21 protein-coding genes are annotated in these 24,373 nt (G+C 42.1%); 14 read left to right on the forward strand and 7 right to left on the reverse strand.

The window, feature by feature from the left end:
* Positions 1-49 precede the first annotated feature (49 nt).
* Both AC59IL_RS04390 and rhaT read right to left on the reverse strand, forming a co-directional pair.
* Positions 50-2,173, reverse strand: coding sequence for a bifunctional aldolase/short-chain dehydrogenase (locus AC59IL_RS04390; protein WP_496550868.1), 2,124 nt, complete (start codon positions 2,171-2,173; stop codon positions 50-52).
* A 196-nt stretch (positions 2,174-2,369) separates the two neighbouring features.
* Complete coding sequence (rhaT, locus tag AC59IL_RS04395) at positions 2,370-3,497, reverse strand: L-rhamnose/proton symporter RhaT (RefSeq protein ID WP_496550869.1); 1,128 nt, start codon at positions 3,495-3,497, stop codon at positions 2,370-2,372.
* 192 nt (positions 3,498-3,689) lie between these two features.
* Between rhaT and AC59IL_RS04400 the strand changes: the two genes are divergently transcribed.
* The 4 genes from AC59IL_RS04400 to AC59IL_RS04415 all read left to right on the forward strand — a co-directional run bounded on the left by AC59IL_RS04400 (position 3,690) and on the right by AC59IL_RS04415 (position 9,990).
* Positions 3,690-4,721, forward strand: a complete 1,032-nt coding sequence (locus tag AC59IL_RS04400) for a GntR family transcriptional regulator (protein WP_496550870.1) — start codon at positions 3,690-3,692, stop codon at positions 4,719-4,721.
* Between the two features lie 434 nt (positions 4,722-5,155).
* Positions 5,156-5,755: an RNA polymerase sigma-70 factor gene (locus AC59IL_RS04405; RefSeq protein WP_496550871.1), complete on the forward strand. Its 600-nt coding sequence runs from the start codon at positions 5,156-5,158 to the stop codon at positions 5,753-5,755.
* Positions 5,756-7,537: 1,782 nt separating this feature from the next.
* Complete coding sequence (locus AC59IL_RS04410; RefSeq protein WP_496550872.1) at positions 7,538-8,752, forward strand: FecR family protein; 1,215 nt, start codon at positions 7,538-7,540, stop codon at positions 8,750-8,752.
* A gap of 65 nt (positions 8,753-8,817) precedes the next feature.
* The gene (locus AC59IL_RS04415) at positions 8,818-9,990 is read left to right on the forward strand and encodes a phospholipase D-like domain-containing protein (RefSeq protein ID WP_496550873.1); all 1,173 of its coding nucleotides are present in this window, start codon (positions 8,818-8,820) and stop codon (positions 9,988-9,990) included.
* A 143-nt stretch (positions 9,991-10,133) separates the two neighbouring features.
* Here the strand turns inward: AC59IL_RS04415 and AC59IL_RS04420 are convergent, their stop codons facing one another.
* Positions 10,134-11,141, reverse strand: coding sequence for a metal-dependent hydrolase (locus AC59IL_RS04420; RefSeq protein WP_496550874.1), 1,008 nt, complete (start codon positions 11,139-11,141; stop codon positions 10,134-10,136).
* A gap of 201 nt (positions 11,142-11,342) precedes the next feature.
* Between AC59IL_RS04420 and AC59IL_RS04425 the strand changes: the two genes are divergently transcribed.
* From AC59IL_RS04425 to AC59IL_RS04440, 4 genes are all read left to right on the forward strand, one after another.
* A complete protein-coding gene (locus AC59IL_RS04425) occupies positions 11,343-12,656 on the forward strand; it encodes a gluconate:H+ symporter (protein ID WP_496550875.1) in 1,314 nt (437 codons plus the stop codon).
* A gap of 76 nt (positions 12,657-12,732) precedes the next feature.
* On the forward strand, positions 12,733-13,209 hold the full coding sequence (locus tag AC59IL_RS04430) for a RidA family protein (RefSeq protein WP_496550876.1): 477 nt from the start codon (positions 12,733-12,735) through the stop codon (positions 13,207-13,209).
* An 84-nt stretch (positions 13,210-13,293) separates the two neighbouring features.
* Positions 13,294-14,403, forward strand: coding sequence for a D-TA family PLP-dependent enzyme (locus tag AC59IL_RS04435; RefSeq protein WP_496550877.1), 1,110 nt, complete (start codon positions 13,294-13,296; stop codon positions 14,401-14,403).
* Between the two features lie 163 nt (positions 14,404-14,566).
* Positions 14,567-15,640 carry an oxidoreductase gene (locus AC59IL_RS04440; RefSeq protein ID WP_496550878.1) on the forward strand — a complete coding sequence of 358 codons (1,074 nt, stop codon included), beginning with the start codon at positions 14,567-14,569 and terminating at the stop codon, positions 15,638-15,640.
* Positions 15,641-15,736: 96 nt separating this feature from the next.
* On the opposite strand, the gene AC59IL_RS04445 is transcribed toward AC59IL_RS04440, so the two are convergent.
* The 4 genes from AC59IL_RS04445 to AC59IL_RS04460 all read right to left on the reverse strand — a co-directional run bounded on the left by AC59IL_RS04445 (position 15,737) and on the right by AC59IL_RS04460 (position 18,626).
* Positions 15,737-16,210 (reverse strand): nuclear transport factor 2 family protein, encoded by a 474-nt coding sequence (locus AC59IL_RS04445; RefSeq protein WP_496550879.1) that lies wholly within the window; start codon positions 16,208-16,210, stop codon positions 15,737-15,739.
* A 36-nt stretch (positions 16,211-16,246) separates the two neighbouring features.
* Entirely contained in the window at positions 16,247-16,714 is a 468-nt protein-coding gene (locus AC59IL_RS04450; protein ID WP_496550880.1) for a cupin domain-containing protein, read from the reverse strand.
* A gap of 267 nt (positions 16,715-16,981) precedes the next feature.
* On the reverse strand, positions 16,982-17,362 hold the full coding sequence (locus tag AC59IL_RS04455) for a hypothetical protein (protein ID WP_496550881.1): 381 nt from the start codon (positions 17,360-17,362) through the stop codon (positions 16,982-16,984).
* A gap of 277 nt (positions 17,363-17,639) precedes the next feature.
* Positions 17,640-18,626, reverse strand: a complete 987-nt coding sequence (locus AC59IL_RS04460; protein WP_496550882.1) for a LuxE/PaaK family acyltransferase — start codon at positions 18,624-18,626, stop codon at positions 17,640-17,642.
* Positions 18,627-18,678: 52 nt separating this feature from the next.
* Between AC59IL_RS04460 and AC59IL_RS04465 the strand changes: the two genes are divergently transcribed.
* The 6 genes from AC59IL_RS04465 (at position 18,679) to AC59IL_RS04490 (ending at position 24,353) form a co-directional block, all read left to right on the forward strand.
* Positions 18,679-19,134 carry a hypothetical protein gene (locus AC59IL_RS04465; protein WP_496550883.1) on the forward strand — a complete coding sequence of 152 codons (456 nt, stop codon included), beginning with the start codon at positions 18,679-18,681 and terminating at the stop codon, positions 19,132-19,134.
* A 49-nt stretch (positions 19,135-19,183) separates the two neighbouring features.
* On the forward strand, positions 19,184-20,026 hold the full coding sequence (locus tag AC59IL_RS04470) for a UbiA prenyltransferase family protein (protein WP_496550884.1): 843 nt from the start codon (positions 19,184-19,186) through the stop codon (positions 20,024-20,026).
* Between the two features lie 35 nt (positions 20,027-20,061).
* Complete coding sequence (locus AC59IL_RS04475) at positions 20,062-21,621, forward strand: hypothetical protein (protein ID WP_496550885.1); 1,560 nt, start codon at positions 20,062-20,064, stop codon at positions 21,619-21,621.
* A 67-nt stretch (positions 21,622-21,688) separates the two neighbouring features.
* A complete protein-coding gene (locus AC59IL_RS04480) occupies positions 21,689-22,795 on the forward strand; it encodes a M42 family metallopeptidase (protein ID WP_496550886.1) in 1,107 nt (368 codons plus the stop codon).
* Positions 22,792-22,971 carry a hypothetical protein gene (locus AC59IL_RS04485; RefSeq protein ID WP_496550887.1) on the forward strand — a complete coding sequence of 60 codons (180 nt, stop codon included), beginning with the start codon at positions 22,792-22,794 and terminating at the stop codon, positions 22,969-22,971. Before AC59IL_RS04480 ends, AC59IL_RS04485 begins: the two co-directional genes overlap by 4 nt.
* On the forward strand, positions 22,968-24,353 hold the full coding sequence (locus AC59IL_RS04490; RefSeq protein WP_496550888.1) for a class I SAM-dependent methyltransferase: 1,386 nt from the start codon (positions 22,968-22,970) through the stop codon (positions 24,351-24,353). Before AC59IL_RS04485 ends, AC59IL_RS04490 begins: the two co-directional genes overlap by 4 nt.
* The last annotated feature ends 20 nt before the right edge of the window (positions 24,354-24,373 follow it).

Genomic DNA, 24,373 nt, shown 5'->3' on the forward strand with positions numbered 1-24,373 from the left:
TACCAACTTCGGACTTCTGACATCGGACATCGGACTTCTGACTTCGGTATTACCTAACAAACGCCGTAGCCACTCCCCCATCTACATTGATCACATTACCGGTTGATTTGTTCAACAAACCGCCGGTGATGGCAAAGCAGGCATTGGCAATGTCTTCGGGTAATATAATTTCATTGAGCAAGGTGCGTTTGGCATAGTAGGCAGGTAATTCTTCTACCTTAACGCCGTAGGCTTTGGCTCTTCCTTCGGCCCACGCGCCTTCCCAAATTTTACTATCTGAAATTACTGCATCGGGGTTTACTACGTTTACCCTGATGTGATCTTTTCCTAATTCAGCGGCATTTAAGCGGCTCAGGTGCAGCTGGGCAGCTTTGGCCGAACCATAACCGGCATTATTCGGACCACTCATTAATGCATTCTTACTTACAATGTTTATTACATCGCCACCAATGGCCTGTTTACGCATTACTTCAACACCGGCCTGTGTAACAAAGAACTGGCCTTTCACCAGTACATCATATAACAGATCCCAGTCTTTTTCGGTATGCTCCTCAATGGGTTTTGATACCGATAAACCGGCGCAGTTCACCACAATATCTAATCCGCCAAAAGCCAATGCAGCGGTATCACAGGCGCCTTTTATATCGGTTGCACTGGTTACATCGAGCACCACGGCAGCAAATACATCTTTACTATACGTTTTGCCGAAATCTTCTTTCGCGCTTTCGAGCCGTTTGGCATCGTTGTCGTTGATGATCACACAGGCGCCTTCATCGGCAAATTTCTTTGCAATGGCTTTACCAATACCGCCGGCGCTGCCGGTTACCAGGGCAATGCGGCCCGATAATGCTTTGGGCTTTGGCATGCGCTGCAGCTTGGCTTCTTCCAGTAACCAGTATTCGATATTAAATGCTTCCTGACGGGGCAATGAAGTGTAGGCTGATATAGCCTCGGCTCCGCGCATTACATTAATCGCATTGATATAAAATTCAGCCGCTACGCGTGCTGTTTGCTTGTCTTTCGAAAAGGTGAACATACCTACACCGGGATACAGGATCACAACGGGGTTGGGATCGCGCATAGCCGGACTGTCAGGATGTTTGCAGGTATTGTAATACTCTGCGTACATGGCGCGGTAGGCTTCGAACAGCGGGGCCAGTTTTTCTTTTATTTTACTTACATCGGCGAGGTTTTCGTCGGGTGTAAGGTTCAATACCAGCGGACTGATTTTGGTGCGTAAAAAGTGATCGGGGCAGCTGGTACCCATGGGCGCCAACCGGTCGAGATCTTTTGAGTTGATGAAGTCAAGTACTCTGTCGTCATCGGTAAAATGACCAACCATGTTATTTTTGGCAGAGCAAAAACCTCTTAACACAGGCGCCAGTGCAGCGGCCTGTTTTGTTCTTTGTTCTTTAGGTAATGAAGTTATTTTTGCGCCTCCGAAAACGGCTTTTTGCTTACGCACGCTTTCTTCGATAAATTCGGCGCAACGTTCTATTACTTCGAGCGTATTGATATAACTTTCGTAGGCAGTATCGCCCCAGGTAAACAAACCATGCGATCCCAGCATAATGCCACGGATACCTGGATTTTCTTCAACACACTTCGCCAGTTTTAAACCAAGGTCAAAACCCGGGCGTTGCCAGTCGACCCAGCCAATGGTGCCATTGAATAATTCCTGGGTGATGCGTTTGCCATCTTTTGCTGCTGCAATGGCAATGGCCGCATCGGGGTGCAGGTGATCGATGTGTTTAAAGGGAAGAAATCCATGCAGGGGTGTATCGATCGAAGGCGCTTTTGAACTGAGGTCAAAAATGCAATGGTTGAACAATTCTACCATTTCATCTTCATGTTCAATGCCCCGATAAACATTTTTCAAACTGCGTAAACGGTCAACGTACAACGCAGCAAGGCCGCTTTTTTTCAGCGTACCCAAATCGCCGCCCGATCCTTTAACCCACATGACTTCGGTTTCTTTTCCGGTTAACGGATCTTTGGCAATAGCTTTACACGAGGTATTACCACCACCGTAATTGGTGAGCCGTAAATCGGCACCCAGCAAATTCGAGCGGTAAATTAATAAGGCCACTTCATCTCCTTTCAGGGAAGCTGCCTTGGCATCATCCCACAAATAGCTTACATGCTTAAACTTAGTTGCTGTAGTCACTGACATATTTGTTCCCTTTTATAATGTACGTGATTGATGGTGAATGGTCAATGGTCAATCGTGAAACGGCAATCGGCAAAGCACGCTGTCTTCTTAACTTATTAACTTTTTCAACCTGTTAACTTATCAACTTCGTTACTTCCCACTCCCACTCCCTACTTACTACTTATCACTTAATACTTATCACTTACAACTTGCCTGGCTACTTCAACGAATTACCATACCCTACCAGTAAAACCGAAACAATAATGGTTATAATACCTATAATAACCGTTGTTTTGGTTTTTTTGCTCACTCCTGCCCACTCCTTCAGTACCAGGCCCCACATGTTGGCTGTTAAAATGATGAATGCCATGTGAAGGATCCAGCTGCTGGGACCGTTGCCCAACTTGCTTTCACCCATACCATAAAAAAAGAATTGCAAAAACCAGGTAGTACCGGCCAGCGCCGCAAAAATGTAATTGGCCAGCAGCGGTGTTTTTGAATTGGTATAATCGCCAAAGGTTTTATTACGTGCATTTAAGATCATGCACCAGATAAAGTTGGTTGTAAGCCCTCCCCATAAAACAACTACATACACCACATTGTTCCGGTACAAAAACGACTCCGCACCGGGATGCGCAGCTACCCACAGATTATTGGCAATATCTGCCATTGGCTTACCGGCCTCGAGCCCGAAGTTGAAACAGGCGCTCAGCACACCCGATATAATAGACACCAGTAAACCAAGTCCGAACTTAAATTCGGTACTTACTACCACTCCATGCGAATCGGTGACAGGTTTTAAAGGGTCTTTTTCCATCTGTTTAAGAAAAGCGGCTTTCGACAACTCCTTTTCTTTACGGGTACCGGCCTTTCCGCAGATGATAATACCAACTATACAAACAGCAAGGCCCAGTAAAACAGTAAGCCCCCACTGGTGACCGGCCATGGCGCTAAAGGTGTCTTTACCGGCCGCCGGAAAAAAATCATAATATATGGAAGGAATAAGAGCGCCAAACACCATGCAAAGTCCCAGGATGATGCTGCTGCCGAGCGATACGCCCAGATAACGCACTCCGAGGCCATACGTTAAGCCGCCTATACCCCACAATATCCCAAACAGAAACGTATAACCTAATACCGAACCACCAGCCTGACTGATAATTTCTGAAAAATTGGGAATGGTAAGCCAGGCTGCCAGTGGAGGGACGATCAGCCACGAAAACAACCCTCCAATGATCCAATAACTTTCCCAGGCCCACCCCTTTACTTTTTTGTATGGAATATAGAAACTTCCGGACGCAAATCCTCCTAAAAAATGGAATATAACCCCAAGAATAACATTCATTTGAAGCAGTTTTTCGATATGGCCAGCTGATGCCGGATGAAAAAGTGAAAGTATAAGTTACCGATTATTAGCCCGTCATGTACTATCATGGTCTTTTTTCACATAACATGCTTAATATTTAGCATTTTAACTAAGTTTGACTCTGATTGATAGCTTGACTATTTGATGGTTCGCCATCCATAAGAGATTGCAATGAAAAAAGATTCCATATTTCAACATTTATTCATCGACTACTATTCTGCCACACCCAAGTATCTGCAGTTAGCCAACTCAATTATTAAGGCTATTGGTGAGGGTAAGATTCAAAAAGATGAGCTGTTGCCTTCGATCAACGAGCTGAGTTTTGAATTTGAAATATCGCGCGATACAGCCGAAAAGGGCTACAAGCATTTGAAAAAAATAGGCGTACTTGGTTCCGTACCAGGAAAGGGGTATTTTGTAAAGAATGCCGAAGTTGGGCAACATCTGAAGATATTTCTGCTCTTCAATAAATTAAGTCCGCATAAAAAAATCATATACGATGCCTTTGTAGCTTCTCTCGGCGAACTGGCGTCAGTTGACTTTTACATCTACAATAATGACTTTGCATTTTTTAAGCGGCTTATTCATAATAAGAAAAATGATTATACGCACTATGTGCTTATTCCGCATTTCTTAGACGGCGGTGAAAATGCGCATGAGATCATCAATACCCTGCCCAAAGAAAAACTGATTTTGCTCGACAAACTGATTCCAGGTGTTGATGGCCGGTACGGCGCGGTTTATGAAAATTTTGAAAAAGATATTTATGAAGCGCTGGAGCAATCGCTTGAACAATTGAGTAAATACCACACCATCAAGATCATCTTTCCTGAATATACGTATCACCCGGTAGAGATATTAAAAGGGTTTTACCGTTTTTGCCAGCAATATGCTTTTAACTACAAGGTTGTACACGATATAGCCAATGAACCGATAAAGGAAGGCGAAGTGTTTATAAACCTTATGGAAAACGATCTGGTTATACTGATCGAAAAAATTCTGGCCACCAAATTAAAGGTAGGCAGGCATGTAGGTGTGATATCTTATAATGAAACTCCGTTGAAGAAAATTATCCTGAATGGTATTACCACTATATCTACTGACTTTGAGATGATGGGAGAAAAAGCCGCGCAATTGATCCTTGAACAATCTACCGAGCATATTGAAATACCGTTTTATCTAACATTAAGGGCTTCTTTATAAAAGACACAAGGTACAAGACGCAAGGAAAGACATAGAGGGCGAAACAACTAAGGTAACCTTTAGCTATAAGGATATTGCTTCTGCCCTTACGGACTTCTACCTTGTGCATTGAGTCTTGTGTCTTACTAAAAAGTCACATTAATCCATACTTGATTTTGTGTTTTTAGTTTTTACGTGTAATCTTGTGATCATTATTAATAGCATTGGCTTTATTATTGCTGCTATTTAACACAACACGAACAATCGTTCCCATCACATCTGAATCTGATAACCTGGCGCTTCACCTTATCTTATATCAAACCCTAACCATTATCCCAATGTAGCTATGCCTTATTGAAAGAAAAAAGCAATGTCCTACCCATATTATATTACCCATAACTCATTGTAAATTAAACAGCCTGATTACATCAAGGTTAGCCAAAACAAACATCCTGATGCATTCACCCGAGTTGAGCAATAACATTATAAGCTCGTTCAAAAAGGGAACACCCAATGCCTTGCAGTCGCTGATAAAGGTTTATTATAATCCGCTTTGTCTTTTTGCCGAACGTTTATTAAAAGACAAGGTAGTGGCAGAAGATATTGTTGTAGAAGCGTTTACAAAACTATGGCACAGGCGATGCGATTTTGAGCATGTTCAGAATATAAAGGCGTTCCTGTATATAGCTGTGCGCAATGCCAGTCTTAATTACCTGAAAATGCTGAAACGCGAAACACTTTCAAAAAAACAATTATCCTATTTAACAGGCGAAAAAGAAGATTTTATTCTGAATGAAATAATAAGGGCCGAAGTTTTACAGGAAATAATGCAGGAAATCGAAAAGCTGCCCGAACAATGCGGCAAGGTGCTTAAACTGGGATACCTGGAGGGGTTAAAGAACCAGGAGATAGCAGATTTGCTACACATTTCGGTACACACTGTAAAAAATCAAAAAGCAAGGGCCATACAGCTTTTAAAGATAAAACTCCGCGACCGCGACCTACTGGCGTTTCTTTTTCTGTGTTCGTTGTTTACTACCACTACTACCGACTGACAAACATGACTTTCAACTGCCTAATCATCAGCTTTAGTACCCTTATTGAAGGCATAATGGGGTGAAAACACCGTTTTGATCAAATAATTAAAATATTTTTTGATTTTGAGTAGTAATCTTAGCCCTAAAAGTTGTTTTAATACTAACTGAATATAATTCGGCCGTGCGGGATACAGTAAAGCTCTTCACTTAAATATGTTTAATGAAAATCGCTTATTAAAGTAAAGCCATGAAACTCTTTGCGATTTTATTAAATGTTATTCAAGAACCGGCAATAATAGTTGCAGGATTTCAAAGGCTGTTGAAGCGATTTTGCTATAAAGCAGCCTTTAAATTGAAGACTTGTGGAGCGGTTATATTAAAATCAATGAAGGTTTTGTGTGGTGTATACCTATCAGACACGAACAATTGAAGATGTATGCAAAACACAATTACCGGGTTTTAATAGTAACCCCTGAACAATAAAAGAATTTTAGCCTTAAAGAACAAAAGGCCTCTTTTGTCCGCCCGATAGTATTCATCTGTACTTTTCGTTCTTTCAGCCAGACGAAAAGACGGTATGTCGAGCGGGAATCTCATGTGACTGTTTGGTTGGGTCACTACAAGGGAGTGTTTCTACTCTCCCTTTTTTTTTAAAAACTCTTAATTCTAAATAAAGTAATTACAAGCCTGCTAAGGCACGCGCATCAAACCACATCCTTTTAATTACAGGAACATTATGGCTTCTGTATTGGATACCAAAAGGTTTAATCAATTTCGACCTCATTAGTAGTAACATTTCCCAGGTTTTCTTTTTAGTAGCAAATGTAACCGCTTATCATTCGTGTTCATACGTTGTGATTGCTTTCATTCCGATAGTATGATAATCGAATTAAGCTGTAATTCCTGTACACCGTCATTAATTGCCTAATTACATATTAGCATCTTTTTTCTCATTCGCATTCCTCATGTGCATCAATTATCCCTCTTCATGGTACAGAAGAGGCGCAGGAATCCCCCACGGCCGGGTAGTCTTACCCGGCTTCGCTTTTTAATAACAGCCCTGAATTTTTAATACCAACCCTGTTAAAAGATTGTACCGGTGACCTGATTACTCAACGCCAGGCATACCGGTGACTTCCGTAGATTTTATTTTTCCTTTCCGGTTCTGTTAGCAGCCCATAACCATCATTCCCGATAACACTGATTGATTCATTGTGATTTGCTTTTATTCCCATAGCTATCGGCAATACTCTGTAGCTCTTGTACAACACTATTGTATGCGCCCCCAAATAAGCTTAAGTTGCTTTAACCATGTAACTATTACAGTAAGCGCTTTTTATCATGATTTCTATTATTTGCTTGATTACAATCATAACCTTTGAGGTTTTTACCGTTTTGTTTGGGTCAACTGTAATCATAAATTGTTTTAAATAATAGAAGGCCTGATAAATTAGCCAATGAATGGTTACAGCATTACCTGGTAACGACACTGTTTTAGAGATTCAAAGAAGTTGGGTAAGTGCTCTTTAAAAGAAAATATTAATATAAACGATTAGTATTATAGCTAATTCCTTAATGATCTGCCCATTTTATTAAAATATTTTCTATATAACCATTATTTTTTTAATAATTTTTGTATCCCTTTTAGTACTAACTGCAAAAACTGTTGTTTTTACATTAATACCTGAAGCCAAAAAACAGATTTCTTCATCATTAAAAGGTTTTCAGCCAACAGCCACCTGATGAAAAACTGAAACAGGCCAGACTTGAGCTATTACTTTTTAATCAAAACTAAAGTGCATGAATGAGCAACAAGTTGGGAAAGCATCACGCATTGCCTCGTTGATTGTCGGCAATATGCAGGACAATCTCACCAGCGAGGAACGGCAGGAACTGAATACCTGGCTGCAGGAAGGTGGAGAGAATTTTTTGCTGTTTGAAGAACTGATGGATGAAGAAAAACTCGGTGAGGCGCTTGACGAAATGCATGCTATTGATCAGGAATCGGCTTATGCAAAATTATCGCAAAGATTATTTAGCAATGAACCAATCCCCAAACGCATTACGATATGGTGGTACATGGCAGCCGCCGCGCTGTTGCTTATGGCAGGTGGAATAACCTATCTGTATATTAATAAAAGCAGCAAGCCGGCTCCTTCAATGATAGTTATTGCCCCTAAAAAAGCGCCCGGTTTACAACCCGATGGTAAAAAAGCCCTGCTGCTGCTCAATGACGGATCGGCTGTTTCACTCAATGAAATGAATAATGGTTTTGTAGTGCAACAGGGTAATATTACCGTAAATAAAATACGTAACGGTGAATTGGAATATGTGATATCAGGCAACGCTGACGCAAACAGCACAAACTACAACACCATTCAAACACCCCGCGGCAGTGAATATAAAGTGGTATTGAACGATGGAACCCGCATATGGCTGAATGCCGCTTCGACCCTGCGCTTTCCGATTCATTTTAATAACGAAGAAAGGAAAGTACAACTGACTGGTGAAGCCTATTTTGAAGTGGCCCATTCCCTGTCGGGCTCAGGTCATAAAAAATTATTTATTGTTGGTGTAGATAATATGGAAGTTCAGGCAATCGGCACCTCATTTAATATTTCGGCTTACAAAGAAGATAATAATACGCAAACCACCGTGGTTGAAGGACTGGTGAAAGTAAGCCGTAAACATAAAGATCATCTTTTATCACCGGGTAAAAAACTGGTAGCCAGCGATACTGCTATGACCATTGAAGATGCTGATGTAAAAACGGAAACCGCCTGGAGAACCGGCGATTTTGTTTTTCATAATTCATCATTGCAAATAGTGATGAATGAGCTGGCCCGCTGGTATGATATGGATGTTGTATACGAACAACCTGCCCCCTCGTTACACTTTACCGGCGAAATTCCCCGTGGTTCATCTATTACCAAAGTACTGGAAATGCTGGAGTATACAGGTGGCGTGCATTTTACCATTACCAACAGAGTGATTAAAGTCATAAGTAGTAAGTAACAACAGGTAACAGGAATCAGGTAACAGGTATCCCTTATCTGCCAACTTTTTAGTAGCTTGGCGCCATGGCCCGGCGAATTAACAGACCATCCAAAGAGTATATTCCTCATAATAAAGTTAAACTGGTTCGTGGAGGTAAGGATTATTTTTCTACACTGACCGCGCTTATTAACCAGGCCCAGCGCTCCATTCATTTGCAGGTATATATTTATGAAGAAGATGAAACCGGTCAGTTAGTGGCTTCGGCGCTGAAAGAAGCTGCCAAACGCGGAGTACACGTGTACCTGCTTGCCGACGGATACGCATCTAAAAACCTTTCGGCCGGCTTTATAAAAGGATTGCAAATAACCGGCATAAACTTTCGCTTTTTTGAACCACTGTTAAAAAGTGAACATTTTTATTTCGGTCGCCGCATGCATCAAAAAATACTGGTAACCGACGCGCATTATGGCCTCGTTGGCGGTATTAATATCAGCAACCGGTATAACGATCAGGATGGCAACCCGGCATGGTTAGACTGGGCGCTGTACATGGAAGGACCAGTGGCTGCTGAATTATTTAAAGTTTGCATTGCAGTATGGGCGCGCCCCGGTCAAATGGCATTAAAAAGAATTTTGCGGCATGATGTGCTTTCTTTACCCGTTACCGGACACAGCATGGTTCGTATACGTCGAAACGACTGGGTAAAAAGTAAAAATCAAATATCGCGCAGTTATGTTGAAATGCTTAAGAAAGCCACTTCGCATGTGACTATTATGTCGAGCTATTTTTTACCGGGCACCATCATACGGCATCATTTATCAAGGGCAGCGAAACGCGGGTTGGATATTCAGGTGATCGTGGCTGAAAAATCAGATGTAAAGCTGGCCAAACATGCCGAGCGGTATATGTACCGGTGGTTGCTTAAAAGAAATATTAAACTGTACGAGTATACAAAGAGTGTTTTGCACGGCAAACTGGCCACCCGCGATAATAAATGGGTAACCATAGGCTCGTACAACGTAAACGACATAAGCGCCTATGCCAGCGTTGAACTGAATGTTGATGTGTACGATGCCGATTTTGCCACCTCGGCGCAACAACAGCTCGATGCCATTATTGCCAGAGATTGTGTGCTTATCACCGAAGAAGAATTTATAAAGAAGTACAGCATTTTTCAACGCACCATTCAATACTTTTCATACTGGATTGTGCGGATTATTTTTTATTTGTTTACATTCTATTTTAAACAACAGTGAGTTGGTTTGTAGTTTGCGGTTTGTAGTTTGTGGTTGTGCCAGTTACGGTTGCAGGGCCTTGTAACTTGTATCATGTAACCTGCATTTTATCCCGCCCACACCTGCTTACACACTACTTAAAACTTATTACTTACAACTTATTACTAACTACCTTTTATCCTCCTCCACATTGCCGCAAACACTTCTTTATTCCAGTTGGCAAAGCGGCCGCGCTGCACAACCATATTATTGCTATACGGCCGTTTCAGGTAATAATGAAATACAAAACCGGCGTGCGGATTGTACCAGCCAACCATCTGGCCAAACCGAAGATCGTTAAACATCAACGTGTCTTTGGCTTTCTCAACAGTATAATACCCCTGCGAAAATATAAACAGGTCTTTTAATTCGTCGAGGTCTTTTACAGGCACCAATAAACTATCGTTACGGGGAAACCAGGTAAAGTTGATATTTTGCTGATGATCGAATACCGAACGGTATCCGATATGATATCCTTTATCGCTTTCAAGCACCACATACCACAGCAGATTGTTCAGCGGCGTGGGCGTTGTAAAATGCCGCCGGTATTTTATATTTTGTTGCTCAGCCGAGCGGGCTACAGCGCTTTCAACAATGGCTTTGTTAAACAAATCAACCAGTAAATAACATACACACCAACTGATAGCTATCGCAGCCCATCGCTTTCGTTTTCGGTCAGCATTCATAAACAGCAGTGCTATTGAAACAGCAAGGGGCAATATTGTAAACAACGGATCGGCCACAAACATGGCATGAAAAGCAAACCGCCGGTGCGTAAATGGCAGCAGCAGTGCAGTGCCATAGGCGTTGAACGAATCGAGCAGCAGGTGCGTGAACAATTCTACCCCAAAAAATAATAACCAGGTGGTGAATGCAATATTATGCGGCCGTCGCCAGCGGTCGGCCAGCCAGGCCAGCAATGGTGTTATGATCAATACAAATAAAATAGAATGTGTAACACCGCGATGAGCTATGAGGTCCTGCGTAGGTGGTAGAAAAAAAGAGGCCACGAAATCAATATCCGGTATACTTTGGACAATCGCTCCGAGTAACAATGCCCGTTTGCCGGCTTTTTTCCCAACAAATACTTCGCCGATGCAGGCGCCCAATACGATATGCGTAACAGAATCCATAATGCCAAGGTAAGAGAAAGAGGTCAAAAAAGTTAACCTCCATCCTTTAAAAGGGAGCATCCACCTTTGCCCATTTGGCCTCCCCTTTAGGAGATGGGGATGGGGTTCGCAAAAGAATCTTACATTAGTAGTGAGGGGAGAAAAAGTTGTGCCAGGGAATTTCGTTTAACCGGTACCATAGCTGCCATATTAAATACTACCATGACCTTACTAATTGTTCTGTTTTGCATCATAGCATTGATATTGCTTATAACCTGGGCAAAGTTCAACCCTTTTCTTGCTTTTTTGATTGTATCAATAATAGCAGCCTGGCTACTGGGCATTCCTTTACCTAAAATTTCGGCTTCTGTTCAAAAAGGTATTGGCGATACATTGGGCTCACTGGTTATTATTATTGGATTAGGCGCTATGCTGGGAAAGTTAGTGGCCGAAACGGGTGCTGCCCAAAAGATCACCCAGGTACTTATGCGCATATTTGGCGAAAAATATCTGCAATGGGCTTTAATGATCACGGGTTTTGTGGTTGGCATTCCCCTGTTTTATAATGTGGGTTTTGTACTGCTGATACCGCTGATCTTTTCGGTAGTATATCAATACAAATTACCGGCAGTGTATACCGGATTGCCCATGCTGGCCGCATTATCGGTAACACATGGCTTTTTACCGCCCCACCCCTCGCCTACCGCCCTGGTAAAGCAACTAAATGCCAATATGGGCCTTACTTTGCTGTATGGGATGATGCTGGCCATCCCTTCAATAATTATTGCAGGCCCTTTGTTTGCTAAAACCCTAAGGCATATGCGCAATGAGCCGATGCAAACCTTTCAGCCCCGGGTTATTCCGGCTAATGAACTACCCCATGCCGCCAATAGTTTTTTAACATCGCTACTACCTGTAATATTATTGGCAGTAACCACCATTATACCCTTTATTACCACTCCGCAGGGAGTATGGCAAGAGATACTTCAATTTATAGGCGATCCTATAATTGTGATGTTGTTAAGTTTATTAACTGCAACTTTTACTTTAGGTGTTCATACCGGGAAATCGATGAAGGCCATTATGGATATTTACAGCGAAGCAATGAAAGACGTTGCACTTATTTTACTGATAGTGGCCGGTGCCGGTGTTTTGAAACAGGTATTTTCCGATAGCGGCGTAAGTACTGTTATTGCCAACAATTTAAAAGAATGGCGCATACACCCGCTTATTTTAGGATGGCTGATAGCCGGTGTAATAAGAGTATGCATCGGATCGGCCACTGTAGCAGGCCTTACCGCGGCCGGTATCATTGCCCCCTTAATACCCCAAATGCATGTAAACCCGAATTTGATGGTTTTGTCGATCGGCGCCGGCAGCCTGTTGTTTTCGCATGTAAATGATTCAGGTTTCTGGATGTTTAAAGAATATTTTAACCTCAGCATACGCGACACCATTCGCTCATGGTCGGTAATGGAAACAATTGTTTCGGTAACCGGCCTTGCCGGCGCATTGATAATGGATATCTTTATTTAACACATTTGCTAAATAATTATCTTCGATTAACTGTTGCCAGGAACTTATCGCTTTTTTAAAAACTGTTTATTGCTATATGAGCGCAGAAACCATAGAACAAAAACTGGCGGCAATGGGATTATCATTACCTGTATTACCTGTTTCAGGCGGCATTTACAAGCGTTGCCTGCAAACAGTTAAGTACTTATATGTTTCAGGCCATGTTTCGGTTAGCAGCGATGGAAGCTATATTACCGGAAAAGCAGGTTACGATATGGATATTGAACAGGCAAAGACAGCAGCCCGTCATACCGGACTGGCCATACTGGCTTCGGTGAAACAATTTTCGGGCTCATTAAATACCATTCACCGGGTTATTAAACTGCTGGGCATGGTAAACTGTACGCCTGATTTTGAACAGCATCCTTTGGTGATTAACGGTTGCAGCGAATTGTACGCGCAATTGTGGGGCGATGAATATGGCATAGGCGTTTGCAGTGTGGTGGGCATGGCGTCGTTGCCCTGTAATGCAGCGGTTGAAATAGAAGCGATGTTTGAGGTGCGTGAATGGTGAATGGTCAATGGTCAATGATTGCCGCCATTTTTACTTTGCTTAAAATTTATAAACAGTCAATATTAAAACAACAAGTTATAAACAATGAACGATAACTGGTATTTGATTGATAACATCGACGAACTGGATTCTCCGGCGCTGGTTGTATATCCGCAACGGGTGAAGGAAAATATTGAGCTGTTAAAAAGTATGATAGATGATGTGCAGCGGTTACGGCCTCATGTAAAAACCAATAAAACCAAAGAGGCTACGCAACTGATGCTGAACGCGGGCATTACAAAATTCAAATGCGCCACTATTGCCGAAGCCGAAATGCTGGCTATGTGCGGCGCTCCCGATGTGTTGCTGGCTTATCAGCCCATTGGTCCCAAACTACACCGGTTTGTACAATTATCACAGCAATATACTGTTACCCGGTTTTCGTGTTTGATCGACAATACCAGCAGTGCAAAAGCAATTGCCGATGCCTTTGCCGCATCGGAAGCCACTTGTTCGGTTTATATTGATCTGAATGTAGGACAAAACCGCACAGGCATTGTTCCCGGCGAACAGGCGATTGCCCTGTATAACTATAGCGCTCAATTAACCGGTATTTTGGTAGCCGGCTTACATGCCTATGATGGACATATACGCGGCCCAATCGATGAGCGCACTGCAGCCTGTAACGAAGCATTTGCACCGGTAGAAAAAATGAAGCAAACGTTGCAATCGATGGGCTACGGAAACATTACCATTGTTGCCGGCGGCACGCCCGGCTTTCCCATTCATGCCAAAAGAAAAGAGGTAGAATGCAGTCCGGGTACTTTTATTTTCTGGGATAAAGGATACAGCGATTCATGCCCCGAACAACATTTTGGGGTAGCAGCCGTATTGATAACCCGCGTGATTTCGTTACCCACGCCAACGCAAATTTGTATTGATCTCGGACATAAATCGGTAGCAGCCGAAAACGAATTAACCAAACGCGTGTTTTTTCCTGCTGCACCGCAATTGGTACCTGTTTCACAAAGCGAAGAGCACCTGGTGCTTGATGCCGGTGAAGGCCACAACTATAAGCCCGGTGATGTTTTGTATGGTATACCACAACATGTTTGTCCTACAGTGGCTTTATACGAAAGAGCTTATACTGTTGAAAACGGCAAGGTAACCGGAGAGTGGAAGATCATTGCGCGCAACAGAAAGATTACTTTGTAAGATTCCTGATACTTGATACCGGATACCAGTTACCGGATACCAGTTACCAGATACCAGTTACCGGTTACCGGTTACCGGGAAACCGGAAACTGGTAACAGTTCGTTGCCGTTTCACGCTTGCCGTTTGACGATTCACAATTGACAATTCACGAAATAATTTCACATGAGCACCCCCATAAGAGTTGGACTGGTAGGATTTGGCATTTCGGCCAAGGTTTTTCATGCGCCTTTTATAACCACCAATCAGCAATATGAGCTGGTAAGTGTGGTAGAAAGAAATAAACAGGAGTCGAAGGAAAAATTTCCGTTTGTTCAGGTGGTAAAAAGTATTGATGAACTATTACAGCAACCCAACATCGATCTGGTTGTAATTACCACACCCAACGAAACTCATTTTCCGTATGCCAAAGCTGCGCTGGAAGCCGGTAAACATGTGGTACTGGAAAAACCGGTTACCATTACATCTGCCGAAGCAAAACAGCTGATTGAAATTGCAGGTCGTAGCGGCAAAGTATTAAGTGTATACCAGAATCGCCGTTATGTGAGTGATTTTCTTACTATTCGAGATATTCTTGATAAAAAGTTGCTCGGCGATATTCATACGTTCGAAGGGCATTACGATCGTTACCGGGCCGAGGCTCGTACGCAGGCATGGCGTGAACATGATTTGCCCGGCAGCGGCATTTTATATGACCTGGCCCCCCATCTTCTTGATCAGGTATTGTATTTATTCGGCATGCCTCAGCAAATTACAGCCGATATACGCATGCAGCGACCACATGCCAAAGTTGATGACTACTTCGACATCCGTTTGAATTATGGTTTTATAAAAGTGATTTTGCAGGCCGGTATGCTGGTACGCGAACCGGGACCGCGGTACCTGATTCATGGCACCAAAGGTTCATTTGTAAAGTCGGGCGAAGATCCGCAGGAAGCGCTGCTTCGGGCAGGCCGCTTACCGGTTGGTGAAAACTGGGGCAAAGAACCGGAAGAAATATATGGCATTCTGCATACAGAAATTGACGGCAAAATCATTCGCGAACGATATCCTTCTCACTTCGGTGATTATGCCTTATACTATAAAAATTTATATGAAAGCATTGCGCACCTTGCGCCTGTAAAAGAAAGAATTGAACACGGTTATAATACCATCCGGTTAATTGAACTTGCGTTCGAAAGTCATCATCTGCAAAAAACTATTGAATGCACCGGGTTATTACCGGTTAACTACCGGTAACTTCACAGCGTTTCGACTACGCTCAACGCCTGACACTGGGTTCCTTCGACTACGCTCAGGACTAAAGATTCGCGAAGAAGTAATTCAACTGTCAGTTTATGCTTTATTCTTCTGCATAAACGCTTCGAGGTTTTTCATGGCTTTTTGTTGCACTTTCGTTTTTAAAGAGCCCGTCCAGCCTAATAAAAAACCAGGTGCGCCGAGCGCCTGTTTTGCCCAGGCATAAAAACTAAAGCGATCGGTGTGTTGCACAATTTTACCGTTTTCAAAAGTAAACGCGGCTTTTACGTGATTGGTTACTTTGCGGTTTGTTGCCGAAAAAGTATATGTAGCTATCCATTCTGCACTGCCGGTTGTATCGGTTGCCTGCACGTTTTTAAATTCCAGTTCAAGGTCTTTTCCTGCTTTAATAAGCATCTCCCACATAGCTTTCACCTGCAAAGCATTCAGGTTTTTAAATACTTCATCGCTAAACACAGCATTGGCTGCATAGCAATCCTGCATTGTTTTGTAATCTTTATTTTGAAAGGCTTTGTAAAATGTTTGAATAATTTCTTTGTTGGATGGCATTCGGTTCAGTGTTTTCAGGTACGCAAAATAGATGAATTACAGGGGTGGGCCAACTATTTCCATGCCGTGACTACGGTATAGCTTTTCAAAATCGCGCAATGTTCCGTTTTTAAGCTCACGGGCCTGTAAAAAAAAGTCTTCCATAGTACCTGCCGGCTGATACATTACCAGCATGCGGGCAATTTCTTCATTGATCTTTGTAAATGCATGAGGAATTAAACGGGGAGCGAAAACGGAGTCTCCTGCTTTGGCTTTAAAAATATCATCGCCTATTTTGAAAACGAACTCGCCTTCAAGAATATAAAACCATTCATCCTGCGTGTAGTGGAAATGATAGGGAGGGCCGCCTTTTTCAATTTTGGTAGTATCAAAAACACAAAAACCTTCGCGACTGTCGTTTGTTGACACTTTACATTCGAATGTGCCTCCTAAAAATGAAATCTGTTCATTAAAACGATCTTTCCCGGCTTCAACTATAAAGCCCTGCGGTGTTTTGGTTTCCATAATTGCGTGGTTAAGGGATGCTATCTGAAATTACTAAAAAAAGGCACAAGTAACAAGGCCCGGGAACCAAAAACCAAAACAAAAATTCAAAAGCAGGAAACAAAAATTCAGGAACCAGGGAACAAGCTACAAGAAACAAGGCACAAAGTACAAGTCGCAGAGGGCGGATAATAATAAACACTGTTCGAACCTCAAGGCCTTGTGCCTTGTACCTTGAGCCTTGAGCTTTTTTTTGTGCCCCTAACCCTTATATTTATTTGTTCGTTGTTATTTGCTTTTTGGTTCTTCAACCACCGAAACCTCTTTTATATCAAACTTCACCTTTGGCGGACCATCGTACATCATGCAAAGCACACAATCATTTTTTGCAGGCTGACCGAGTTTAAACCGAATGGTGGCACCGGCCTTTATATCATCAGGAATAGAACATTTATTATTAGCGGTGAAAACATTATCATACATAGCATCATGGTTGGTCATGTCTTTCCATCCGTCTTCACCAATGGCATCGTTATTCAATACCTGAACAATAAAACTCGCGCATGAAATACGAACCACTTTACCCTGCAGCCAGGTGTTTTTGGCCGCTTTATCACATTTAAAAGCTAAAAATGGCAGAACGAGCGTAGCAATAAATACTTTCTTCATAACTTTTTCTTAATGACTTGTTTAATGGTGCTTTCGTTGCGTGTTTGCTGTTAAAAAAGGCGCAAGCGCCTATGTGCAGTAGCGCTAAGAGCTTAAAAGAGCATCCTTCGACTTCGCTCAGGAGAGAAAAAGAGATGTTATATTATTTAAAATTGTTGACTGCCAGAATAAACTGTTGAACTTAATAAAAAAGGTTCTCCTTTTTCTCTTTCAACTCTTATATCCTCTTAGCTTTAAAAAACGTCTCGCGTAGCGGGACTAAAAGAGAAAAAAGAGTTTACACTCCCGCTATCAGCAAATTACACCCACGCATATCGCTGGTATCTATACGTCCGCGTATGTTGAAGTCACCATCTGGCATAACCGTTCCCACATCATCCGTGGCAATAAAAGAGCACGAATACAAATTAGCCAGATCAATAATATTAATAATTCCATTTCCGGATATGCGTACATCGAGCGGATCATCGTCCTGCCGTACCAATACTTTCATCCATGGCGGGCACGTAAAAATCCCATTGCCTTTTGAATATGCCTGCGATAATAATTCAGTCATACCGTATTCAGAATGAACCGCCTTCAGTTGAAATGCCGTTTTAAGAACATCATGCACTTCTTCCCTTGTCATTTCTTTACGACGGCCTTTCATACCACCGGTTTCCATTACAATGGTATGGCGCAGGGGCATGGGATACTTTTCGGCAAAATCAAGCAACCCGAATGTAACGCCAATTAACAGGGTTTTCTGTTTCTCTTTTTCAAGTTGTTGTAAAACCTGTGCCAGCTTTTCGTGTTCATATAAGTAAAACCCGCTGAATGTATGGCCGCTGCGCCTGATCAATTCATCGGCCATTACAACGAGCGATGAATTTTGCCGTTCCAGATAAGCCGGCAACAGGCCAATGATGCACCAATCCTGCACGGGTCCGTAAAACAGTTCCCATGCCTGCAAAAAACTGCGGCGGTACATATTCAAATCTTTTACATAATGCCGGCTATTGACGGTTTGCGTAGTGCCGCTGCTTTCAAAAACGGCCTGCGGTTCAAAAGCGGTGGTTTTTACTTCCTGCGTTTTAAAAAACTGTATGGGCAAAAACGGTATGCTATCGATGGATCTTACATTTGGCCCAACTATTGACAGGGCATTTACGTATTGCTGATAAATAGCATTATTATTGTACTGGAATTGGAAGATTTCCAGCGCCAGTTGCTCAAAATCAGGTTGTTCAACAGTAAAAATTTTATCTTCTAATTCACAAATCATATATTTATTGCAGACCTTTGGCTTTTAAATTTGTACACGATAATTAAAATATATGCAAAAATTGGTTTTATATGGCTCACTTATCCTGCTAACGATCTGGGGCTGCAGCAAAGATAAGTTTGCGTCAACACCCTCCATCGAAATAAAATCAATAACGCCCGGCACCGTGCCGCTGAACGGCACTTTAACGGTAGATTTAGAGTATACTGATAAAGAAGGCGATATAGCCGATTCAATTTTCATAAGAAAAATAAGAACAAACCAAAAGCAGATTAAAACCATTCGCGACAGTTTTGCCCTGCCTTTACCCGGCGATGTGCCTAAAAAAACAAAAGGAACCATTCGCCTCACTTTCGGCTACCAGGATTACTTAATTTCTGCTGAAAATCCCGGTGCTCCGCCAAATGCAGCACCCGATTCGCTTATTTTCAAATTTGCCTTACAGGACAAAGCTAAACACATCAGCGATACAGCAACAAGCGGTCTTATTGTTATTTTACGTCAGTAATAAACCTTTAAAACTATTTTTTACTAACCCTGCAGATTTGTGCTGAAGGATGCTTAAGTATTTATTCGATCTGTTCCTGTTCACCAGTTGTTTTATTGCGGGTTGTGCCGTAATGATGGCCTTCCAGACCAACGACCTGCTGCACCTGCATTACGATACTACCGGTTACCTGATCTTTATATTTTTTTCAACCCTTTGCAGTTATAATTTTCACTGGTACCTGAGCGCCGATGCAACCAGCGAAAACGACCGGGTTCGGTGGACGCAGCACCATAAAATACTGCACCTGATTTTAACCGCCATCGGGGCCATTGGCTCAGTCGTGTATTTTTTTCATTTCATTGCACACTGGTCCTGGCTCAGCGGTTCAGCCGTTCTTACGTTTTTATATTCTGCCCCCAAATTATCATTTCGCCCTTTTGGCTGGTTGCGCAAAATAGCCATAGGCAAAACCATTTTCCTTGCATTTGTTTGGATGTATGTAACCACGTTTTTACCTATAGCCATCGACGATGCCCACTGGAACATTCCTTCCCTGCTCTTTTGCCTTCACCGCTTCTTTTTAATTTATGCCATTTGCATCATTTTCGATTACCGCGACCGGGATTATGATAAACAGGCAGGTATACGCAGCATGATCACTTATTTTAACGAAAGAGGCATCAATAACCTGTTCGCTGTTTCACTACTGGGCTTTACGCTGAGTACGATTGCTCTGTATTTTTATGGATTTTCATTACCGGTTATTGCCATATTGCTATTGCCGGGCGCTTTTGTGCTGGTATTATACCCTGTTGCAAAAAAGAATTTCTCAGATTACCTGTATTACTTTGTACTTGACGGACTGATGATGTTTTCGGCCCTGTTAACGTTATTCATACCAAATCAGTAGTTTTGGCAATCAGGATTGGCAAAACTATCCATTAAATGCTGAACAAATATCCGCTTTCTGCTGTACTGATCGTTTATGCAATAAGTTATATTCTGCTTTACCCCTTTTATCAATATATATTCGATGTAGATGGAGTTGGGTATTTGTCGGTAACCCGTTACCTCGCTGCCGGTAATTTTGAACATGGCATCAATGGCTTCTGGAGCCCGCTTCATTCATGGCTTGCGGTTCCCTTATACAAAGCAGGCGTGAATGAATTTGCAGCGTTTAGAATAATCAGTGGATTAACAGGCGCCGGTATTCTCATCGTTGTAAAAAGATTGCTTTCAAAAATCAATATTGAAACCAATCTGCAGCTGATTACCTTATTCGTTTCCATACCTATCACTCTGTCTTTTGCATTTTCTGAGCTTTCGGCCGATATTTTATTATGCCTGTTGTTGCTTATTTATGTTGATATAATAACAGATAAAGACTTTTTCGAAAACCCGTTAAAAAATGCCGCAGCCGGCATCATCGGCTGCCTGTGTTATTTTGCAAAAACATATGCATTTCCTTTTTTCGTTTTGCATTTTTCTATTTTACAGATCGTATTGTATAAAAGATCGCTGCGGTTGGGCAAAAAGCACATACTGATAAAAAATTTTGCGGCTGGCATGGGTAGTTTTATAATACTGGCAATTCCCTGGGTTTTTGTTTTGTACAGCAGGTACCATGTTTTTACCCTCGGTCATGTACTTATATTTGGCAATTCGGGCCACTTAAATTTTTCGTATTATTTTTTTCCGGTGCAATCAGCTTCCAATGAAGTTATATTAACGCCCCCGTCACCCCTTAGCTGCTTTTGGGAAAACCCATATTATTCATTGACAGAAAAACAGCAGTACTATTCGTCGCTTATTTCGTTTTCACAAATAACAAATCAGGTAAGAACCATCCTGTTTAACATTACAATAGCCCTGAAACTGCTCGGTATTTTTTCTATATTAAGCGGGGCTATTATTACGGCGCTATTGCTGTATGTTTTACAAAAAAAAGAAACAACCTTCACGATCATTCTTTTAACCATTGCAACCTATACAGGCGGTTATTTATTGTTGCATGTTGAAGACAGGTTTTTGTGGCCTGTTTTTTATCTAACACTTATTACAGGTATTGCACTCAGCCAAAAAATATTACCCCTGATACCCATTAAAAAACCGCTATTAAATTTATTCTGGTGCATTTTCTTCGGAAGTTTTTTAATAAATGCCATCGATAACCTAAAAGATATGAAAGGGAAAGACTCAGCGGTGTTCGACCTGGCAAAAGAATTGCAATCGAAAGGAGTGAAAGGAAAATTACTATCGAATAATTCCGATATGGTAGCCAAATTAGCCTACCTCACCGGCAGCACGCTTTGCGAGCAAAGCAGTTTTTCTTATTCCTATAATGAATTAAGTGATGCCTGCCGTAAAAACGGCATTAACTACTTTTTCTTCTATTATAACTCGGTTCAGGAAGCGGAGACATTTAAAAACACCGCTATTTATAAAACCGCATTACAGGAAATTAACACAAAAATGCCTAACTTGCTTTTGCTAAAAATGAAATAACTTGTTAGCAATCAATAGATAATACTAAAAAAAGGTTTTTGACTCCAACGATTAATGCATTCAATGTATGGCGACAATAAAAAAAGAAAAATCAATATTGACTAAGTCATCGTTCAATTTTCTTAAAGAATACATCAACAATCCTTCGCCTGTAGGTTTTGAAAGCAGTGGCCAGAAGTTATGGCTGGATTATATAACACCGTTTATTGATACCACCTATGTTGACCCTTACGGCACGGCAGTGGGCATTATAAATCCCAAAGCTGAGTTTAAGGTAGTTATTGAGGCCCATGCCGATGAAATCAGCTGGTTTGTGAATTACATTACTCCCGAGGGTTTAATTTACCTTAAGCGAAACGGTGGAGTTGACCACCAGATTGCCCCGGGTCAACGCGTATTTATACATGGCAAAAAAGGAGCAGTAAAAGCTGTTTTCGGCTGGCCGGCCATTCACACGCGCTTACATAACCCCGATGCCAAAGATCCGCAACCGAAGGTAGAGAACCTGTTCCTGGATAGCGGAGCACGGTCGAAAAAAGAAGTGGATGAACTGGGCATCCATATTGGCGCGGTGGTAACTTACCAGGATGGCTTTGATGAACTGGCCTTTGATTATTATGTAGGCCGTGCTTTCGATAACCGCGTGGGCGGCTTTATGATTGCCGAGGTTGCCAGGTTATTAAAAGAAAATAAAAAACAACTGCCCTATGGCCTGTACGTTGTAAATGCGGTGCAGGAAGAAATAGGGCTACGTGGTGCCGAAATGATTGCCCGTCGCATAAAACCCAATATAGCCATCATTACCGACGTTACCCACGACACTTATACCCCTATGATCAATAAAATTATTGAAGGGGATGTTAGTTGCGGTAAAGGGCCCTCCCTCGCCTATGGTCCGGCGGTTCATAATAAACTGCTGAACCTGGTACAGGACGTGGCCGAAAAGAATAAAATTCCCGTGCAGATGCGCACTGTATCGCGCAGTACCGGAACCGATACCGACTCGTTTGCCTATGCCAATGACGGTTGTCCTTCGGTACTGATATCTATTCCATTACGTTATATGCATACTACCGTTGAAATGCTGCATAAGAGCGATATTGAGCAAACGATTCAATTAATGTACGAGACTTTATTAACTTTAACGCCGAAAACAAATCTGAGTTACCTGTGATACAAGCATGCATCCTCCTGTATATAGATCCGGGGAGCGGTAGTTACCTGATTCAGGTAATTATCGCTGCGATTCTGGGCGCTTTGTTCTATTTCAAAAACCTTTGGTGGAAGATCAAAGCATTTTTCTTTAAGCCGAAAAAAGAGGATGCCGAGGGAGAAGATATTGTGAAATGACTTATACACGCCATCCTGCATCGTTTAAAGACCCTTCCGGTTTTGTATTTGAATCGGGCGGAACAATTTACCGCCAGGTAAATCAATATTATGCCATTGAGTACAGGCAGCTAATGGAGAGCGGCCTTTATACAGCGCTTACCAAAAATAAGCTGCTCGTTGCGCACCAGGAACTGGCCGAAAACCTCACCAACTCAAAAGACTGGTTTATTACCCTGGTTCCCGAACCGCTCGAACGCATTACCTATCCCTACGAATGGTGTTTTGAACAGTTACGGGATGCTGCCCTGCTTACGCTTTCGGTTTTGCAAATAGCTGTTCAGCATGGCATGATATTAAAAGATGCCACGCCCTATAACATCCAGTTCAATAAGGGGAAACCGGTTTTCATCGACACGTTATCATTTGAACTTTACAATCCAAAGCAACCGTGGATCGCTTACCGTCAGTTTTGCCAATGCTTTTTATTTCCCTTATATCTTGAACATTACTTAAAAACCGATATACAAAAAATACTCAGCACCTATATCGACGGTATACCGGTTGATATCATAGCCAAATTATTACCGCTCAAAAGCCGGCTAAGCCTGGGCGTTTGGTTGCATGTTTATCTGCAACATACTGCCACCGCTAATGCAACTGCAAAAACGAACAAACAACCGGTTCACTTCAACAATAAGAAGCTGCTCGATGTTATCAATCATCTTACCAGCATCATTAAAAACTTACCCGGCAGTAAACCCTGGCAAACTACCTGGAGCAATTATTATGAAGATACCATCTTAAGCCAGGAGTATTTGCGCGAAAAAGAAACAATCATTCATGCGTTTTGCCAAAACAGCACAGCCCGCAGCTTATTGGACCTTGGGGCTAATGATGGTCACTTTTCAAAGATCTTTGCGGGATATAACATGCAGGTGATCGCCACAGATGCCGACAGCCGTTGCATTTCGAAGTTGTACGCTGAGGTGAAAAAAAATCACATTCAAAATATATTGCCGCTTATTTTAGATATAGCCAATCCTTCACCCGCCATTGGTTTTCACAACAGGGAACGCGCAGCTTTTCACGATCGCATTAAAACCGATCTGGTGGCAGCACTGGCGCTTGTTCATCACCTGGTGATCGGTAAAAACATTTCCATGCCTGCGCTGGCTGAATATTTCAGCAACATAGCGCCTGAACTTATTATTGAATTTGTTCCGAAAGAAGATGAAAAGGTACAGCAAATGTTGAGCAGCAGGCCCGATACCTTTCCTGATTATACGCAGACATTATTTGAAGATGCATTTTTAAAATACTTTCAATGTATTATTAAAAAAAACATTCCAGGCACACATCGGGTTTTATATTATTTGAAAAGGAAAGATAATAGCTTATAACAAGGCTAACATTAAGCGCA

The organism is Niastella sp. sgz303648, from assembly GCF_059587045.1.

Excerpts from the sequence above, each read along its gene's own strand:
- AC59IL_RS04420 (WP_496550874.1), bottom strand. The coding sequence starts at position 11,141 with ATGGATTCTGTTACGCATATCGTATTGGGCGCCTGCATCGGCGAAGTA.
- AC59IL_RS04400 (WP_496550870.1), top strand. The coding sequence starts at position 3,690 with ATGAAAAAAGATTCCATATTTCAACATTTATTCATCGACTACTATTCT.
- AC59IL_RS04440 (WP_496550878.1), top strand. The coding sequence starts at position 14,567 with ATGAGCACCCCCATAAGAGTTGGACTGGTAGGATTTGGCATTTCGGCC.
- AC59IL_RS04480 (WP_496550886.1), top strand. The coding sequence starts at position 21,689 with ATGGCGACAATAAAAAAAGAAAAATCAATATTGACTAAGTCATCGTTC.
- AC59IL_RS04390 (WP_496550868.1), bottom strand. The coding sequence starts at position 2,173 with ATGTCAGTGACTACAGCAACTAAGTTTAAGCATGTAAGCTATTTGTGG.
- AC59IL_RS04405 (WP_496550871.1), top strand. The coding sequence starts at position 5,156 with ATGCATTCACCCGAGTTGAGCAATAACATTATAAGCTCGTTCAAAAAG.
- AC59IL_RS04490 (WP_496550888.1), top strand. The coding sequence starts at position 22,968 with ATGACTTATACACGCCATCCTGCATCGTTTAAAGACCCTTCCGGTTTT.
- AC59IL_RS04460 (WP_496550882.1), bottom strand. The coding sequence starts at position 18,626 with ATGATTTGTGAATTAGAAGATAAAATTTTTACTGTTGAACAACCTGAT.
- rhaT (WP_496550869.1), bottom strand. The coding sequence starts at position 3,497 with ATGAATGTTATTCTTGGGGTTATATTCCATTTTTTAGGAGGATTTGCG.
- AC59IL_RS04475 (WP_496550885.1), top strand. The coding sequence starts at position 20,062 with ATGCTGAACAAATATCCGCTTTCTGCTGTACTGATCGTTTATGCAATA.
- AC59IL_RS04425 (WP_496550875.1), top strand. The coding sequence starts at position 11,343 with ATGACCTTACTAATTGTTCTGTTTTGCATCATAGCATTGATATTGCTT.
- AC59IL_RS04465 (WP_496550883.1), top strand. The coding sequence starts at position 18,679 with ATGCAAAAATTGGTTTTATATGGCTCACTTATCCTGCTAACGATCTGG.
- AC59IL_RS04455 (WP_496550881.1), bottom strand. The coding sequence starts at position 17,362 with ATGAAGAAAGTATTTATTGCTACGCTCGTTCTGCCATTTTTAGCTTTT.
- AC59IL_RS04450 (WP_496550880.1), bottom strand. The coding sequence starts at position 16,714 with ATGGAAACCAAAACACCGCAGGGCTTTATAGTTGAAGCCGGGAAAGAT.
- AC59IL_RS04470 (WP_496550884.1), top strand. The coding sequence starts at position 19,184 with ATGCTTAAGTATTTATTCGATCTGTTCCTGTTCACCAGTTGTTTTATT.
- AC59IL_RS04430 (WP_496550876.1), top strand. The coding sequence starts at position 12,733 with ATGAGCGCAGAAACCATAGAACAAAAACTGGCGGCAATGGGATTATCA.
- AC59IL_RS04445 (WP_496550879.1), bottom strand. The coding sequence starts at position 16,210 with ATGCCATCCAACAAAGAAATTATTCAAACATTTTACAAAGCCTTTCAA.
- AC59IL_RS04435 (WP_496550877.1), top strand. The coding sequence starts at position 13,294 with ATGAACGATAACTGGTATTTGATTGATAACATCGACGAACTGGATTCT.
- AC59IL_RS04415 (WP_496550873.1), top strand. The coding sequence starts at position 8,818 with ATGGCCCGGCGAATTAACAGACCATCCAAAGAGTATATTCCTCATAAT.
- AC59IL_RS04410 (WP_496550872.1), top strand. The coding sequence starts at position 7,538 with ATGAATGAGCAACAAGTTGGGAAAGCATCACGCATTGCCTCGTTGATT.